The organism is Paracoccus sp. S4493, from assembly GCF_000967735.1.
Taxonomy (GTDB): Bacteria; Pseudomonadota; Alphaproteobacteria; order Rhodobacterales; family Rhodobacteraceae; genus Paracoccus; species Paracoccus marcusii.
On the sequence record NZ_JXYF01000002.1, the window covers coordinates 20,217 to 34,363 of the forward strand.

Genomic DNA, 14,147 nt, shown 5'->3' on the forward strand with positions numbered 1-14,147 from the left:
ACCACGAGGTAGGCCCATGTCGCATTCCGCAGACCCCCGTCCGATGACCGCCCGCCGCACCGGCCCCCTGTCGGGCGAGGCGCTGGTGCCGGGGGACAAGTCGATCAGCCACCGCGCCCTGATCCTGGGCGCGATGGCCATCGGAGAGACGCGCATCACCGGCCTGCTGGAAGGCCAGGACGTGCTGGACACTGCCCGCGCTATGCAGGCGCTTGGCGCGCAGGTGACGCAGCACGGGCCGGGAGAGTGGTCGGTGCATGGTGTGGGCGTGGGCGGCTTCTCCAGCCCGGCCGATGTGATCGATTGCGGCAATTCGGGCACCGGCGTGCGTCTGATCATGGGTGCGGTCGCGACCACGCCGATCAGCGTGACCTTCACCGGCGACGCCAGCCTGTCGCGTCGTCCGATGGCGCGGGTGACGGACCCGCTGTCGCAGTTCGGCACCCAGGTCACCGCGCGCGAGGGGGGGCGTCTGCCCATCACCATCCAGGGCGCGGCCGATCCGGTGCCCGTCACCTATCGCACCCCCGTGGCCAGCGCCCAGATCAAGTCGGCGATCCTGCTGGCCGGGCTGAACGCGCCGGGGGACACGGTGGTGATCGAATCCGAACCGACGCGCGATCATTCCGAACGCATGCTGGCCGGGTTCGGCGCGCAGATCCGGACCGAGACCACGTCCGAAGGCCACAAGATCACCCTGACCGGCCGCCCTGAACTGCGCCCGCAGCCCGTGGCCGTGCCGCGCGATCCGTCCAGTGCGGCCTTTCCGGTGGCTGCGGCGCTGATCGTGCCGGGGTCCGAAATTCGCGTGCCGGGCGTCAGCCGCAACCCGACGCGGGACGGCCTGTACGTGACCCTGCTGGAGATGGGCGCCGACATCACCTTCGAGAACCCGCGCGAGGAGGGCGGAGAGCCCGTGGCCGACCTGCTGGTGCGCCACGGCCCGCTGAAGGGCGTGACCGTGCCTGCCGATCGTGCGGCCAGCATGATCGACGAATTCCCGATCCTGTCGGTGATCGCCGCGTTCGCCGACGGCACCACGGTGATGAACGGCGTCGCGGAACTGCGCGTCAAGGAAAGTGATCGCATCGATGCGATGGCCGTGGGCCTGCGCGCGAACGGCGTCACGGTCGAGGACACGCGCGACACCATGACCGTTCACGGCGCGGCGCAGGTGGCGGGCGGCGGCCATGCGGTGACCCATCTGGACCACCGCATCGCCATGAGCTTCCTGATCCTGGGCCTTGCGACCCAGCAGCCCGTCACCATCGACGACGCGGGGCCGATCACCACGTCCTTCCCCGACTTCGTGCCGCTGATGACCCGCTTGGGCGCGACGCTGGACTAGGCGGGATAGCCGATCCCGGCCAGGGATCGGCGGATCTCGTCCAGGATGGCGGGGTCGTCGATGGTGGCGGGCGCCTTGACCGTCTCGCCGTCGGCGATCTTGGCCATGGTCGCGCGCAGGATCTTGCCCGACCGCGTCTTGGGCAGGCGATCGACGACGCAGGCGGTCTTGAAGGCCGCGACGGGCCCGATGCGGTCGCGGACCATGCGCACCACTTCGGCCACGACCTGGGCATGCTCGGTCTCGACCCCCTTCTTCAGGCACAGAAGGCCCAGAGGCGCCTGTCCCTTCAGCGGATCGGCGACCCCGATCACCGCGCATTCCGCGACGGCAGGATGGCTGGACAGAACCTCCTCCATGCTGCCCGTGGACAGGCGGTGGCCCGCGACGTTGATGACGTCGTCGGTGCGCGCCATGATCCAGACATAGCCGTCATCGTCGACGTAACCCGCATCCCCGGTCTCATAGAAGCCGGGGAAATGCTGCAGATAGGCGCGGTTGAACCGATCCTCGGCGTTCCACAGCGTGGGCAGGGTGCCGGGCGGAAGGGGCAGCTTGATCGCGATCGCGCCCAGGGTGCCGGGGGCGACCGGGTGCCCGGCCTCGTCCAGGACCTGCACGTCGTAGCCGGGCATGGGCAGGGTCGGACTGCCCTTCTTCACGGGCATCAGCCCCGCGCCGAAGGGGTTCGCGGCGATGGGCCAGCCGGTCTCCGTCTGCCACCAGTGGTCGATCACCGGAACCTTGACCCGATCCTCGGCCCAGGTGACGGTGTCGGGGTCGGCACGTTCGCCTGCCAGGAACAGGGCCTGCAGGCCGGACAGGTCGTACTTGCCGACCAACCGGCCGTCCGGGTCGTCGCGCTTGACCGCACGGATGGCGGTGGGCGCGGTGAAGAAGGACTTGACCTTGTGATCCGCGATCACCCGCCAGAACGTACCCGCGTCGGGGGTGCCGACGGGCTTGCCTTCGAACACCACGGTCGTCGCGCCCGCGATCAGCGGTCCATAGACGATATAGCTGTGCCCCACGACCCAGCCCACGTCGGACGCGACCCAGAACACGTCGCCCGGCCCGATGCCATAGATGTTCGGCACGCTCCACGCCAGGGCGACCAGATGCCCCGCGGTATGACGCACGACACCCTTGGGCTGGCCTGTCGTCCCCGAGGTGTAGAGGATATAGGCCGGGTGGTTCCCCTCGACCGGGACGCAGTCGGCCGGGTGCGCGTCCGCCACCCCCTGGCGCCAGTCCAGATCGCGGCCCGCCACCATGTCGGCCGCGCATTCGGGGCGCTGGAACACGATGGTGAAGTCGGGCTTGTGGGCGGCCTCGTCAATGGCGCGGTCCATCAGCGGCTTGTAGGGGACGACGCGACCCGGCTCCAGCCCGCAGCTTGCGGCGATGATCGCGCGGGGCTTGGCGTCGTCGATGCGCACCGCCAGTTCATGCGCGGCGAACCCGCCGAAGACGACCGAATGGATGGCCCCAATCCTGGCGCAGGCCAGCATCGCCTGCAGCGCCTCGGGGATCATCGGCATGTAGATGATGACCCGGTCGCCCTTGCCGATGCCGCGCGCGGCCAGCACACCCGCCAGCCGGGCCACCTGGTCCTGCAGCTGGGCATAGGTCAGGCGACTGACGCTGCCGGTCATCGGGCTGTCGTGGATCACCGCCAGGCGGTCGCCGTGACCGCCCGCGACATGGCGGTCGATGGCGTTCCAGCAGGTGTTCACCATGCCGTCGGCGAACCATTCCCCGGCGGGGCCCTGGTCGAAATGCGCGCGGCTTGGGGGCTGGGTCCAGTCGATGGCATCGGCGGCCTGCATCCAGAACGCCTCGGGATCGGCCTTCCAGCGCGCGTAGAGATCTTGATAGGACATGGACTCCCCTCCCTGAACCTGGGTTTTGTTACGCAGGAAGGGGGGCGTCGCGCAACCTTGTTAGCGGCGTGACCATGCGCTGATTAGCAGAAATCCGGCGATCGTGTTTGCAAACAGAACGGCGCAGCAAATCCTCCTTTGCCGCGCCGCAGTATTTGCAAAAATGTCGCCGAATCAGCCGTAATGCGTGACCGGAGTGCCGGCCAGCACAGACATGTTCAGCAGGCCGCGCGTGGTGATCGAGGGTGTCACGATATGGGCGCGGTTGCCCATGCCCATCAGGATCGGCCCGACCTCCAGGCCGCCCGCGCGCATCTTCAGCGCGTTGCGGACGCCCGATGCGGCGTCGGTGCCCGCAAAGACCAGCACGTTCGCCACACCCTGCAGCCGCGAGGTCGGGAAGATGCGTTCGCGCAGCTCGGGGTCCAGGGCCGCGTCCACATGCATCTCGCCGTCATACATGAAGTCGGGCTCGCGTGCGTCCAGCAGCGTCAGGGCGTCGCGCATCTTGCGGCCAGAATAGCTGTCGGTGTTGCCGAACTGCGAATGGCTGCACAGGGCGATCTTGGGCGTCAGGCCGAACCGGCGGACGTGACGCGCGGCGCCCATCACCGTCTCCATCACCTGCTGGGGCGTGGGGTCGTTGTGGCACTGGGTGTCCGCGATGAACAGCGGCCCGTCTTCCAGGATGATCATCGACAGTGCGCCGACCGGGTGCAGCCCGTCACGGGCCAGGATCTGGCGCACGTATTGCAGGTGCCAGCTGTACTGTCCGAACGTGCCGCAGATCAGGCTGTCGGCCTCGGCCCGGTGCACCATGACGGCGCCGATGGCGGTGGTGTTGGTGCGCATGATCGCGCGGGCGATGTCGGGGCTGACCCCGCGCCGCGCCATGATGCCGTGATACGTTTCCCAATAGTCGCGATAGCGGGGGTCGTTCTCGGGGTTCACGATCTCGAAGTCGACATCCGGGCGGATCGGCAGGCCCGCGCGTTCGGCGCGGGTGGCGATCACGTCGGGGCGGCCGATCAGGATCGGGACGTCGGTCGTCTCCTCCAGCATGGCATTGGCGGCGCGCAGGACACGTTCGTCCTCGCCCTCGGCAAAGACGATGCGGCGCGTGGCGGTGGCCGCGGCCTCGAAGACCGGGCGCATGATCAGCGCCGATCGGAAGACCGATCCGTCCAGCTTCTGCTTGTAGGCGGCCATGTCGTCCAGGGGCCGGGTCGCAACGCCCGTCTCCATCGCGGCGCGGGCCACGGCGGATGACACGACGCCCATCAGGCGCGGATCGAAGGGTTTGGGGATCAGATAGTCGGCGCCGAAGGTCAGCGTCTCGCCGCGATAGGCCGCGGCGGCCTCGGCCGCGGTGGTCGCGCGGGCCAGGGCGGCGATGCCCTCGATGCAGGCGATCTTCATCTCGTCGTTGATGGTGGTCGCGCCGACGTCCAGCGCGCCGCGGAAGATGAAGGGGAAGCACAGGACGTTGTTGACCTGGTTCGGGAAATCGCTGCGCCCGGTGGCGATGATCGCGTCGGGGGCAACGGCGCGGGCCGCGTCGGGGTCGATTTCCGGGTTCGGGTTCGCCAGCGCGAAGATGATCGGGCGCGGGGCCATGCGGCCGACCATCTCGGGCGTCAGAACGCCCGGACCGGACAGGCCCAGGAACAGGTCGGCGCCGTCGATCACCTCGGTCAGGCTGCGCTTGTCCGAGGCTTGGGCATAGGCGGCCTTCTGCGGGTTCATGTCGATGTCGCGGCTCTCATGGACCAGCCCGTGGATGTCGCACAGCCAGACGTTCTCGCGCTTGACGCCCAGTTTCAGCAGCATGTTCAGGCAGGCGATGCCCGCCGCCCCGCCGCCGGTCGAGACGATCTTGATGTCCTCGAACCGCTTGCCGGCGATGCGCAGCGCATTGGTCGCGGCCGCGCCCACCACGATGGCGGTGCCGTGCTGGTCGTCGTGAAAGACCGGGATGTTCATCCGCTCGCGGCAGATCTGTTCGACGATGAAGCAGTCGGGGGCCTTGATGTCCTCAAGGTTCACCGCGCCGAAGGTCGGCTCCAGCGCGCAGACGATCTCGGCCAGCTTGACCGGATCGGGCTCGTTCACCTCGATGTCGAAGCAGTCGATGTTGGCGAATTTCTTGAACAGGACCGCCTTGCCCTCCATCACCGGCTTGGAGGCCAGCGCGCCGATGTTGCCCAGGCCCAGGACGGCCGTGCCGTTCGAGATGACGGCCACCAGGTTGCCCTTGGTGGTATAGCGTGCGGCGGTTGCGGGATCGGCCTTGATCTCCAGGCAGGCTTCGGCGACGCCGGGGGAATAGGCGCGGGCCAGGTCGCGGCCATTGGCCATCGGCTTGGTCGCGCGGATCTCCAGTTTGCCCGGTCGCGGGAACTCGTGATAATCCAGCGCGGCCTGTCTTGCGCTGTCCTGCCTGCGGTCTTCCATCTTTCGCCCCTCCGGTTTCGGAATTGGTTTACCGTTAAACCATTCTGACGTCGGGGAACAGCGGGGTTCTGCGCGCCCGCGCGCGTCTTGCACAACCCCGCCCGCGGGCGCAGATTGGCGGCCAGATCGAACGGGGTGAACCATGACGACGTCATTGCTGGATGCGGCGCGCGACGTGCGCGAACGGGCCTATGTGCCCTATTCGAAATTCAAGGTCGGCGCGGCCATCCGCGGCGCGTCGGGCACTGTCTATCGCGGCTGCAACGTCGAGAACGTGGCCTATCCCGAAGGCACCTGCGCCGAGGCCGGGGCCATCGCCGCGATGGTCGCCGCCGGAGAGACGGAGTTGATCGAGGTCGCCGTCATCGCCGACAGCCCGACCCCCGTGCCGCCCTGCGGCGGCTGCCGCCAGAAACTGGCTGAATTCGCATCCGCAGAGGTGTCGGTCCTGCTGGCCACGACCGACGGCGCGCAGATGCACACGACCGTGGGCGACCTGCTGCCCGGCCGGTTCGACGCGGGCCACATGGCGCGCACATGACGGATCCGCGTCCTGTCATATCGGCGATCCGCGACGGGCGGGGCCTGGACGGGCCGGGCGCGGCGCTGATCGCGCAGGGGCTGGCCGACGGGTCGGTCAGCGACGCGCAGGCGGGTGCCTTTGCGATGGCGGTACTGACCAAGGGCGTCGGACCTGCGGGCCGCGTGGCGCTGACGCGCGCCATGCGCGATTCGGGGCATGTCCTGCAATGGGACCTGTCGGGCCCGGTGGTGGACAAGCATTCGACCGGCGGCATCGGCGATACGGTGTCGCTGGTGCTGGCGCCGCTTCTGGCCGCGCGCGGGGTGTTCGTGCCGATGATCTCGGGTCGCGGCCTGGGCCATACGGGTGGCACGCTGGACAAGCTGGAGGCGATCCCCGGCTATCTGTGCGACCAGCCGGAGGATGACTTCCGCCGCATCGTGCGCACCGTCGGCTGCGCGATCGTGGCGGCCACGGGCGACGTGGCCCCTGCGGACCGTCGCCTGTACGCGATCCGCGACGAATCGGGGACAGTGGAATCGATCGACCTGATCACCGCGTCGATCCTGTCGAAGAAGCTGGCGGCGGGGCTGGATGCGCTGGTCCTGGACGTAAAGGCGGGGTCGGGCGCCATCCTGAAGAAGGCCGACAGCGCCGGCCGGCTGGCCCAGGCCCTGGTCGAGACCGCGAACGGGGCGGGCTGCCGCACCTCTGCCTTCATCACCGACATGGATCAGCCACTGGCCCGCAGCGCCGGCAATGCGCTGGAGATCCACGAGGCGATCCGCGCCCTGCGGGGCGAGGCCGGGGCGCTGCGCGACCTGACGCTGGCGCTGGCGGCGGAATGCCTGACGCTGGCGGGACGGTCCGCGGACGGTCTGGCCGACACGCTGGACAGCGGCGCCGCGGCCGAGGTGTTCGGCCGCATGGTCGCGGCCCAGGGCGGACCGCGCGACCTGCTGGACCGCCCCGAGGCGCATCTGGCCCGCGCGCCGCTGATCCTGCCCATTCCCGCGCCAGACGCGGGGCGCGTGGGGCGCATCGACGTGACCGCGCTTGGCCACGCGGTGCTGGCGCTTGGCGGCGGACGCGTGCGCGCGGCCGAGGCGATCGACCACCGCGTGGGCCTGGACCGCCTGGCCAAGCTGGGAGAGGAGGTCGGCCCCGACCGCCCCCTGGGCATGGTCCACGCCGCCGACGACACGGCGGCACAGGTGGCCATCGCCGCCGTGCAGGCCGCCTATGTCCTGGGCGACGGCCAGCCCGGCCCACTGATCCGCGACCGGATCGGCGCATGAGCCGGGCGTTCCTGATCGTCATGGACAGCGTGGGCATCGGCGGCGCGCCCGATGCCCACGCCTTCTTCAACGACGGTCGCCCCGATACCGGTACGAACACCGTCGGGCATATCGCGCAGGCGCGTCCGTTGCGGATGCCGGTGCTGGACGGGCTGGGGCTTGGGGCGGCGGTGCGGCTGGCCTCGGGCGCGGATGCACCGGGTCTGGGCGCCGAACCCCGCGGCCTGTGGGGCGCGGCATCCGAGGTGTCGCGCGGCAAGGACACCCCCTCTGGCCACTGGGAGATCGCGGGCGTCCCCGTGCCGTGGGGCTGGACCTATTTCCCCGACACCGATCCCGCCTTTCCCGCCGACGTGACTGCCCGGATCTGCCAGTTGGCGGAGACCGACGGCATATTGGGCAACTGCCATGCATCTGGCACGCAGGTCATCGACGACTTCGGCGCCCGGCATCTGCAGACCGGCTGGCCGATCTGCTATACCTCGGCCGACAGCGTGCTGCAGATCGCGGCACATGAGGAGGCGTTCGGCCTGGACCGCCTGATCGCGCTGTGCCGCGACCTGTCACCGATGCTGCACGCGATGCGCGTGGGCCGGGTCATCGCGCGCCCCTTTGTCGGCCAGCCCGGCGCGTTCCGTCGCACCGGCAACCGCCGCGATTTCGCGATCGCGCCGCCGGGCGACACCATCCTGGACATCGCGCAGGGTGCGGGGCGGGTCACCCATGCCATCGGCAAGATCGGCGACATCTTCAGCCATCGCGGCATCACCCGCCTGCACAAGGGCGAAGATGACGCGGCCCTGGCCGAACACCTGGTCCGGCTCGGCACCCAGGCCGAACCCGGCAGCCTGACATTCGCCAACTTCGTCGAATTCGACACCAATTTCGGCCACAGGCGGGACATTCCCGGCTATGCCACGCAACTGGAATGGTTCGACGGCGTCGCGGGCCGGTTCCTGGCGACGCTGTCGCCCGGCGATCTGGCAATCTTCACCGCCGATCACGGCAATGACCCGTCCTGGTCCGGCACCGATCACACCCGCGAGCGCGCCCCCGTGCTGGGCTGGGGCGCGGGCGTGCGCGGCGTGGGGCAGGTGGGCTTTGCCGATATCGGCGCCTCGATCCTTGCGCATCTGGGGCTGCCCGCCCCCCGACACGGGACATCATTCCTATGAAGAAGATCGAACTGCACCTGCATCTGGAGGGTGCCGCGCCACCCGATTTTATCCGCGGCCTGGCCAAGGAAAAACGCGCCGACCTGTCCGGCGTCTTCGACGAGCGCGGGCATTACGCCTATGACGACTTTCCGGGCTTCCTGCGCTGCTACGAGGCCGCGACCAGCGTCATCAACGGCCCGCGCGACTACGCCCGCCTGCTGGCCGAGGTGCTGGACCGCTGCGCCGAGGAGGGCGTGGTCTATGCGGAACTGTTCGTCTCGCCGGAGTTCTGCGGCGGTGCGGACCTGTCGGCCTGGCGCGATCATCTGGCCGCGATGACCGAGGTCGCGGACCGCGCCCGGGCGGATGGCATCGACAGCCGCGGCATCGTCACCGCGATCCGTCACTTCGGCGCGGATCGTGCGCGCAAAACTGCGCGCTGTGCTGCCGAGACCGCGGGCGGCTGGATCACCGGCTTCGGCATGGGCGGGGCCGAACAGGTCGGTCGGGCCACCGATTACGCCTGGAGCTTTGACTGCGCGGCAGAGGCCGGGTTGGGCCTGACCTGCCATGCAGGCGAATGGGGCGGCCCCGACAGCGTCCGGCAGGCGCTGGACCTGGGCTGCACCCGCATCGGGCATGGCGTGCAGGCGATCGACGACCCTGCGCTGGTGCGCGACCTGGTCGAGCGCGGCGTGACGCTGGAGGTGTGTCCGGGATCGAACATCGCGCTTGGGGTCTATCCATCCTGGGGCGCCCATCCCATCGCGCGGCTGGCCGATGCCGGGGTGCGGGTCACCGTGTCCACCGACGATCCGCCGTTCTTCCACACGACGATGCGCCATGAATACGATCGGCTTGCGTCGACCTTTGGCTGGGGCGATACCGAGTTCCGACAGATCAACCAGTGGGCTGCCGACGCCGCGTTCTGCGATGCGTCCACCCGCGACTGCCTGAAAAAGGAATTCGCCTGATGCAACACCTGACCGTCGTCGACCACCCGCTGGTTCAGCATAAGCTGTCGATCATGCGCCAGAAAGAGGTGTCCACCGCCGGTTTCCGCCGCCTTCTGCGCGAGATCAGCCTGCTTCTGGCCTATGAGGTCACGCGAGAGCTGGAACTGACCACCATGCACATCGAGACGCCCATGTGCGAGATGGAGACCCCCACGCTGGAGGGCAAGAAGCTGGCCCTGATCTCGATCCTGCGGGCCGGAAATGGGCTGATGGACGGCATCCTGGAGCTGATCCCCGGCGCGCGCGTGGGCTTCGTCGGTCTCTATCGCGACCCCGAGACGCTGAAGCCGGTCGAATACTACTGCAAGGTGCCGCGCGAACTGGACGCGCGGATGACCATCGTGGTGGACCCGATGCTGGCCACGGGCAATTCGTCGGTCGCGGCGCTGGACATGTTGAAGGAGCGGGGGGCCAAGAACATGCGCTTCCTGTGCCTTCTGGCCGCGCCCGAAGGCGTCGCGCGCATGCGCGAGGCGCATCCGGACGTGCCGATCTTCACGGCGGCGCTGGACGAACGACTGGACGATCACGGCTATATCGTCCCGGGCCTGGGCGATGCCGGTGACCGGATGTTCGGCACGAAATAAGGCCGCCCGTTAACCGCCGTTTCACGGTTCTGCGCTAGGTCTGGGGCAGGACAACGAACTGGATGGCAGATGATCGGGCACTTGCGGGTTTTGGCGATGCTTTTGCTGGGCGGGGCGGCGCAGGCCGCTCCGACGCCACCGCCCCCCGCCGATTTCGCGGGGACGCAGTATATCGACGGCAACGGCTGCGTCTTCACCCGCAGCGGCGCCGACTGGACCGCGCGCCAGGATGGGCAGGGGCAGGCGCTGTGCGGCTTTCCCCCCAGCCTGGACGTCCGGCGCACGGACCCGCTGACGGAACGGGCGCTGCCACTGACCCAGGCACCGCCGCCCGATGTCGAAACCATGCTGCTGGAACAGCTGTCGCGCGACCTGCGCCCCGGCGAATGGACCGCGGACCCGGCCCCGGCCGAAACCCGCGCGGAACCGGCCGCGTCGCGGGTGCCCGATCCGATCCACACCGCGCTGCAGGATGCCCTGACCATGGCGCCGACGCTGCGCGAGGCCACCGGCCTTTCGGGCAGCCCGGAGCTGTGCGCGCGCCTTGGCTACAAGCCGGACCCGTCGGCATCCGCGCAGGGTTCTACCTTGGGGCTGTGTCCCGGCATGCGCGCGGCCACCGCGACGGCGTCGTTGACCACGGGAGTGACCGCGGCACCGCCACGGCCAGAGCCGGCAGCCGTCAGGACGGCCCAGGCGGCGCGGCCAACCGTTGCCGCGACACCGCGTGCCACGACCCGTCGTGCGGCTTCGCCGACCCCTGCGGCGCCCATCGTCGCCACGCCCACGCCGGTGGCTGTGCCGGGACCCGAGATGATCCCGGCATCGGCGCGGTATGTTCAGGTCGGCGCCTATGGCGACGAGGGGAACGCGATGATCGTGCTGCGGGCGCTGGTTGCGCGCGGCTATCCGACGGGGCAGGGGCGGACAACGGACGGAACGAAACCGCTGCGGCTGATCATGGCGGGACCCTTCACCGACCGGCAGGCCCTGATCGCCGCGCTCAACGATCTTCGGGCGAACGGCTATCCCAAGGCGGTGGCGCGCTAGGCGCTGCGCACCGCCTCGATCATCCGGGCGACGTTGTCGGGATCGGCGTCAGGGGTGATCCCGTGACCCAGGTTAAAGACATGCGGACCGCCGCGCAGGGCGCGGGTGATCCGCTGCGCCTCGGCGACAAGTTCGGGCCCGCCCATGACCATGTGCCGCGGGTCCATATTGCCTTGGACGCAGCCCTCGGTCTGGACGTGGCGGGCGGCCCAATCGGTCGACACCGAATTGTCCAGCGCGACGCAGTCGGCTCCGACCGCCGCCCGAAACCCGACATAACGCTCGCCCGCCTCACGGGGGAATGCGATGACAGGCACGCCGGGATGACGCGCCTTCAGCGCGGCGATGATCCGCTTGGCCGGAGCGATCGCGAAGTCGTCGAAATCCTGGCCCTTCAGGCTGCCGGCCCAGCTGTCGAACAGCTTGACGACTTCGGCCCCGGCCTCGATCTGACGTGACAGGTAATGGATCGTGGCATCCGTGATCAGGTCGATCAACGCGGCGAATGTCGCGCGGTCCTGATCCTTCAGCAGATGCGCAGGTCCCTGATCCTTGGTGCCGCGGCCCGCAACCATGTAGGTCGCGACCGTCCATGGCGCGCCGGCAAAGCCGATCAGCGTGGTTTCCCGCGGCAGTTCGCGTGACAGGATCTGCAGCGTCTCATAGACGGGTGCCAGCTGCGCATCGACCTGATCCGCCGGTTTCAGCCGCGCGAAATCCGACGCGCTGGTCACGGTGGACAGCCGCGGTCCTTCTCCGGTGACGAACCACAGGTCGGCGCCCAAGGCCTGGGGGATCAGCAGGATGTCGGCAAAAAGGATCGCGGCATCAAAGCCAAAGCGGCGGATCGGCTGCAGGGTGACCTCGGCGGCAAGGTCGGGATTGTAGCACAGCGACAGGAAATCGCCCGCCTGCGCGCGCGTCGCACGGTATTCGGGCAGATAGCGCCCGGCTTGACGCATCATCCAGATCGGCGGGGTGGAAAGTGTCTCGCCGGCCAGGGCGCGCAGCAGAAGTTTGGTCATGGGGCCTCCTGCGCCCCTTGAAGGTCAGGCGACAGGCGTTGTCAAGCGCAGCCCCGGCGGCTATGCCGTGGCGCATGACACAGATGCCCACCCCCACCCGACCGCTTCGGATCGGCACGCGCGGATCGGTCCTGGCCCTGGCGCAGGCCCATGAGACGCGCGATCGCCTGATGGCTGCGCATGGCCTGCCGCAGGACGCGTTCCAGATCATTCCGATCAAGACCACCGGCGACCGGGTCTTGGACCGCCCCCTGTCGCAGATCGGCGGCAAGGGCCTGTTCACCCGCGAGATCGAGGAGGCCTTGACCGAGGGCGCGATCGACATCGCCGTGCATTCGATGAAGGATATGCCCACGCTGCAACCGGACGGCTTGGTGATCGACTGCCTGCTGCCGCGGGAGGATGTTCGGGACGCCTTTGTCAGCCCGCACGTAGCCTCGATCACCGCGCTGCCGCAGGGCGCGGTCGTGGGCTCCTCCAGCCTGCGCCGGCGCGCCCAATTGGCACACCGTCGTCCCGATCTGCAGTTGGTGGAATTTCGGGGGAATGTGCAGACGCGCCTGCAGAAGCTTGCAGACGGGGTGGCCGTGGCGACCTTCCTGGCAATGGCAGGACTGTCGCGGCTGGACATGCGTCATGTCGCCCAAAGCGCCATCGATCCGGACGAGATGCTGCCCGCTGTCGCACAGGGGGCCATCGGTATTGAGCGTCGTGTCGACGATCAGGGCTGTGCGATGCTGCTGTCGTCGATCAACGATCCGCTAACGGCGCTACGGATCGAGGCAGAGCGCGCGTTCCTGCGCCGCTTGGACGGGTCGTGCCAGACGCCTATCGCGGGGCTTGCCACACTGGATGGTGACCGCATGAGGCTGCGTGGTGAAATCCTGCGCCCGGATGGCAGCGAGGTCGTCGCCGGTGTCCGTGATGGTCTTGCGTCGGATGGTGCGGCCATGGGAACGGATCTGGCAGAAGAACTGCTGTCCCGCGCCGGACCCGGCTTTCTGATGGCCTGAGGATATGCCGGGGCAATGCCCCGGCAAGCGAGTCAATAGCTGCGGATCAGTCCGACCAGCCGGCCCTGGATGCGCACGCGGTCTTCGGGAAGAAGACGCGTCTCGTAGGCCGGATTGGCGGCCTCCAGCGCGATCATCGATCCTTTGCGACGATAGCGTTTCAGGGTGGCTTCCTGATTGTCCACCAAGGCCACGATGATGTCGCCCGTCTCCGCAGTGTCCTGTTCGCGAATCACCACGACGTCGCCATCGTTGATGCCGGCCTCGATCATTGAATCACCCGTCACCTCAAGCGCGTAATGATGTTCACGGCCCGACAGCATCGTTCCCGGCACCGCGACATGGTGCGACACTTCGGAAATTGCCTCGATCGGCACACCGGCGGCGATACGGCCCATCAGGGGCAGCTGAACCGCAGGGCTGTCGACGACCGTCATGGCGCCGCGCGGGCGGGCGGGGCGCGTGTTCGAGATGACGCGCGGCGTGAAGGCCGGACGCGTCTCTTCGGGGGCGGCGTCGGTCAGGTGGGACAGGGCGTCGGGCAGGCGAAGCACCTCGAGCGCGCGGGCGCGATGCGGCAGGCGCCGGATGAAGCCTCGCTCTTCCAGCGCGGTCACAAGCCTGTGGATGCCGGACTTGGACCGCAGGTCCAAAGCATCCTTCATCTCGTCGAAGGAAGGCGGCACGCCGTCCCGTGCCATCCGCCTCTGGATGAACTCAAGCAGTTGGATCTGCTTTTTCGTCAACATGGCCCGCCCTTTTCTTCGTGTTCCGCGTCTGTTCTAGCTTATCC

General features: G+C 68.7%; 12 protein-coding genes. 8 read left to right on the plus strand and 4 right to left on the minus strand.

Annotation, left to right across the window (positions count from 1 at the left end):
* The first annotated feature begins 16 nt into the window (after nt 1–16).
* Nucleotides 17–1,348, plus strand: a complete 1,332-nt coding sequence (aroA, locus tag TW83_RS00520; RefSeq protein ID WP_045980815.1) for a 3-phosphoshikimate 1-carboxyvinyltransferase — start codon at nt 17–19, stop codon at nt 1,346–1,348.
* On the opposite strand, the gene TW83_RS00525 is transcribed toward aroA, so the two are convergent.
* Together TW83_RS00525 and TW83_RS00530 are read right to left on the minus strand one after the other, a co-directional pair.
* Nucleotides 1,345–3,231 carry a propionyl-CoA synthetase gene (locus TW83_RS00525; protein ID WP_045980816.1) on the minus strand — a complete coding sequence of 629 codons (1,887 nt, stop codon included), beginning with the start codon at nt 3,229–3,231 and terminating at the stop codon, nt 1,345–1,347. The genes aroA and TW83_RS00525 overlap by 4 nt on opposite strands.
* 174 nt (nt 3,232–3,405) lie before the next feature.
* A complete protein-coding gene (locus TW83_RS00530) occupies nt 3,406–5,685 on the minus strand; it encodes an NADP-dependent malic enzyme (protein WP_045980817.1) in 2,280 nt (759 codons plus the stop codon).
* A 142-nt stretch (nt 5,686–5,827) separates the two neighbouring features.
* On the opposite strand from TW83_RS00530, the gene TW83_RS00535 reads away from it, so the two are divergent.
* From TW83_RS00535 to TW83_RS00560, 6 genes are all read left to right on the plus strand, one after another.
* Entirely contained in the window at nt 5,828–6,226 is a 399-nt protein-coding gene (locus TW83_RS00535; protein WP_045980818.1) for a cytidine deaminase, read from the plus strand.
* Nucleotides 6,223–7,506: a thymidine phosphorylase gene (locus TW83_RS00540; RefSeq protein WP_052714519.1), complete on the plus strand. Its 1,284-nt coding sequence runs from the start codon at nt 6,223–6,225 to the stop codon at nt 7,504–7,506. Before TW83_RS00535 ends, TW83_RS00540 begins: the two co-directional genes overlap by 4 nt.
* On the plus strand, nt 7,503–8,681 hold the full coding sequence (locus tag TW83_RS00545) for a phosphopentomutase (protein WP_045980819.1): 1,179 nt from the start codon (nt 7,503–7,505) through the stop codon (nt 8,679–8,681). Before TW83_RS00540 ends, TW83_RS00545 begins: the two co-directional genes overlap by 4 nt.
* Entirely contained in the window at nt 8,672–9,637 is a 966-nt protein-coding gene (locus TW83_RS00550) for an adenosine deaminase (RefSeq protein WP_204245701.1), read from the plus strand. Before TW83_RS00545 ends, TW83_RS00550 begins: the two co-directional genes overlap by 10 nt.
* Nucleotides 9,637–10,266: a uracil phosphoribosyltransferase gene (gene upp, locus TW83_RS00555; RefSeq protein WP_187427352.1), complete on the plus strand. Its 630-nt coding sequence runs from the start codon at nt 9,637–9,639 to the stop codon at nt 10,264–10,266. Before TW83_RS00550 ends, upp begins: the two co-directional genes overlap by 1 nt.
* 69 nt (nt 10,267–10,335) lie before the next feature.
* The gene (locus TW83_RS00560; RefSeq protein ID WP_045980821.1) at nt 10,336–11,316 is read left to right on the plus strand and encodes an SPOR domain-containing protein; all 981 of its coding nucleotides are present in this window, start codon (nt 10,336–10,338) and stop codon (nt 11,314–11,316) included.
* Here TW83_RS00560 and hemE read toward each other — a convergent pair.
* Nucleotides 11,313–12,341 carry a uroporphyrinogen decarboxylase gene (hemE, locus tag TW83_RS00565; protein ID WP_045980822.1) on the minus strand — a complete coding sequence of 343 codons (1,029 nt, stop codon included), beginning with the start codon at nt 12,339–12,341 and terminating at the stop codon, nt 11,313–11,315. The genes TW83_RS00560 and hemE overlap by 4 nt on opposite strands.
* A gap of 74 nt (nt 12,342–12,415) precedes the next feature.
* Here hemE and hemC point away from each other — a divergent pair, with 74 nt between their 5' ends.
* Nucleotides 12,416–13,354, plus strand: coding sequence for a hydroxymethylbilane synthase (gene hemC, locus TW83_RS00570; RefSeq protein WP_045980881.1), 939 nt, complete (start codon nt 12,416–12,418; stop codon nt 13,352–13,354).
* Between the two features lie 32 nt (nt 13,355–13,386).
* Here the strand turns inward: hemC and lexA are convergent, their stop codons facing one another.
* Entirely contained in the window at nt 13,387–14,103 is a 717-nt protein-coding gene (lexA, locus tag TW83_RS00575; protein WP_045980823.1) for a transcriptional repressor LexA, read from the minus strand.
* Between the last annotated feature and the right edge of the window lie 44 nt (nt 14,104–14,147).

Bases quoted from the DNA above. Each gene is read 5' to 3' on its own strand.
- aroA (WP_045980815.1), top strand. From the start codon at position 17: ATGTCGCATTCCGCAGACCCCCGTCCGATGACCGCCCGCCGCACCGGC.
- TW83_RS00525 (WP_045980816.1), bottom strand. From the start codon at position 3,231: ATGTCCTATCAAGATCTCTACGCGCGCTGGAAGGCCGATCCCGAGGCG.
- TW83_RS00530 (WP_045980817.1), bottom strand. From the start codon at position 5,685: ATGGAAGACCGCAGGCAGGACAGCGCAAGACAGGCCGCGCTGGATTAT.
- TW83_RS00535 (WP_045980818.1), top strand. From the start codon at position 5,828: ATGACGACGTCATTGCTGGATGCGGCGCGCGACGTGCGCGAACGGGCC.
- TW83_RS00540 (WP_052714519.1), top strand. From the start codon at position 6,223: ATGACGGATCCGCGTCCTGTCATATCGGCGATCCGCGACGGGCGGGGC.
- TW83_RS00545 (WP_045980819.1), top strand. From the start codon at position 7,503: ATGAGCCGGGCGTTCCTGATCGTCATGGACAGCGTGGGCATCGGCGGC.
- upp (WP_187427352.1), top strand. From the start codon at position 9,637: ATGCAACACCTGACCGTCGTCGACCACCCGCTGGTTCAGCATAAGCTG.
- TW83_RS00560 (WP_045980821.1), top strand. From the start codon at position 10,336: ATGATCGGGCACTTGCGGGTTTTGGCGATGCTTTTGCTGGGCGGGGCG.
- hemE (WP_045980822.1), bottom strand. From the start codon at position 12,341: ATGACCAAACTTCTGCTGCGCGCCCTGGCCGGCGAGACACTTTCCACC.
- hemC (WP_045980881.1), top strand. From the start codon at position 12,416: ATGACACAGATGCCCACCCCCACCCGACCGCTTCGGATCGGCACGCGC.
- lexA (WP_045980823.1), bottom strand. From the start codon at position 14,103: ATGTTGACGAAAAAGCAGATCCAACTGCTTGAGTTCATCCAGAGGCGG.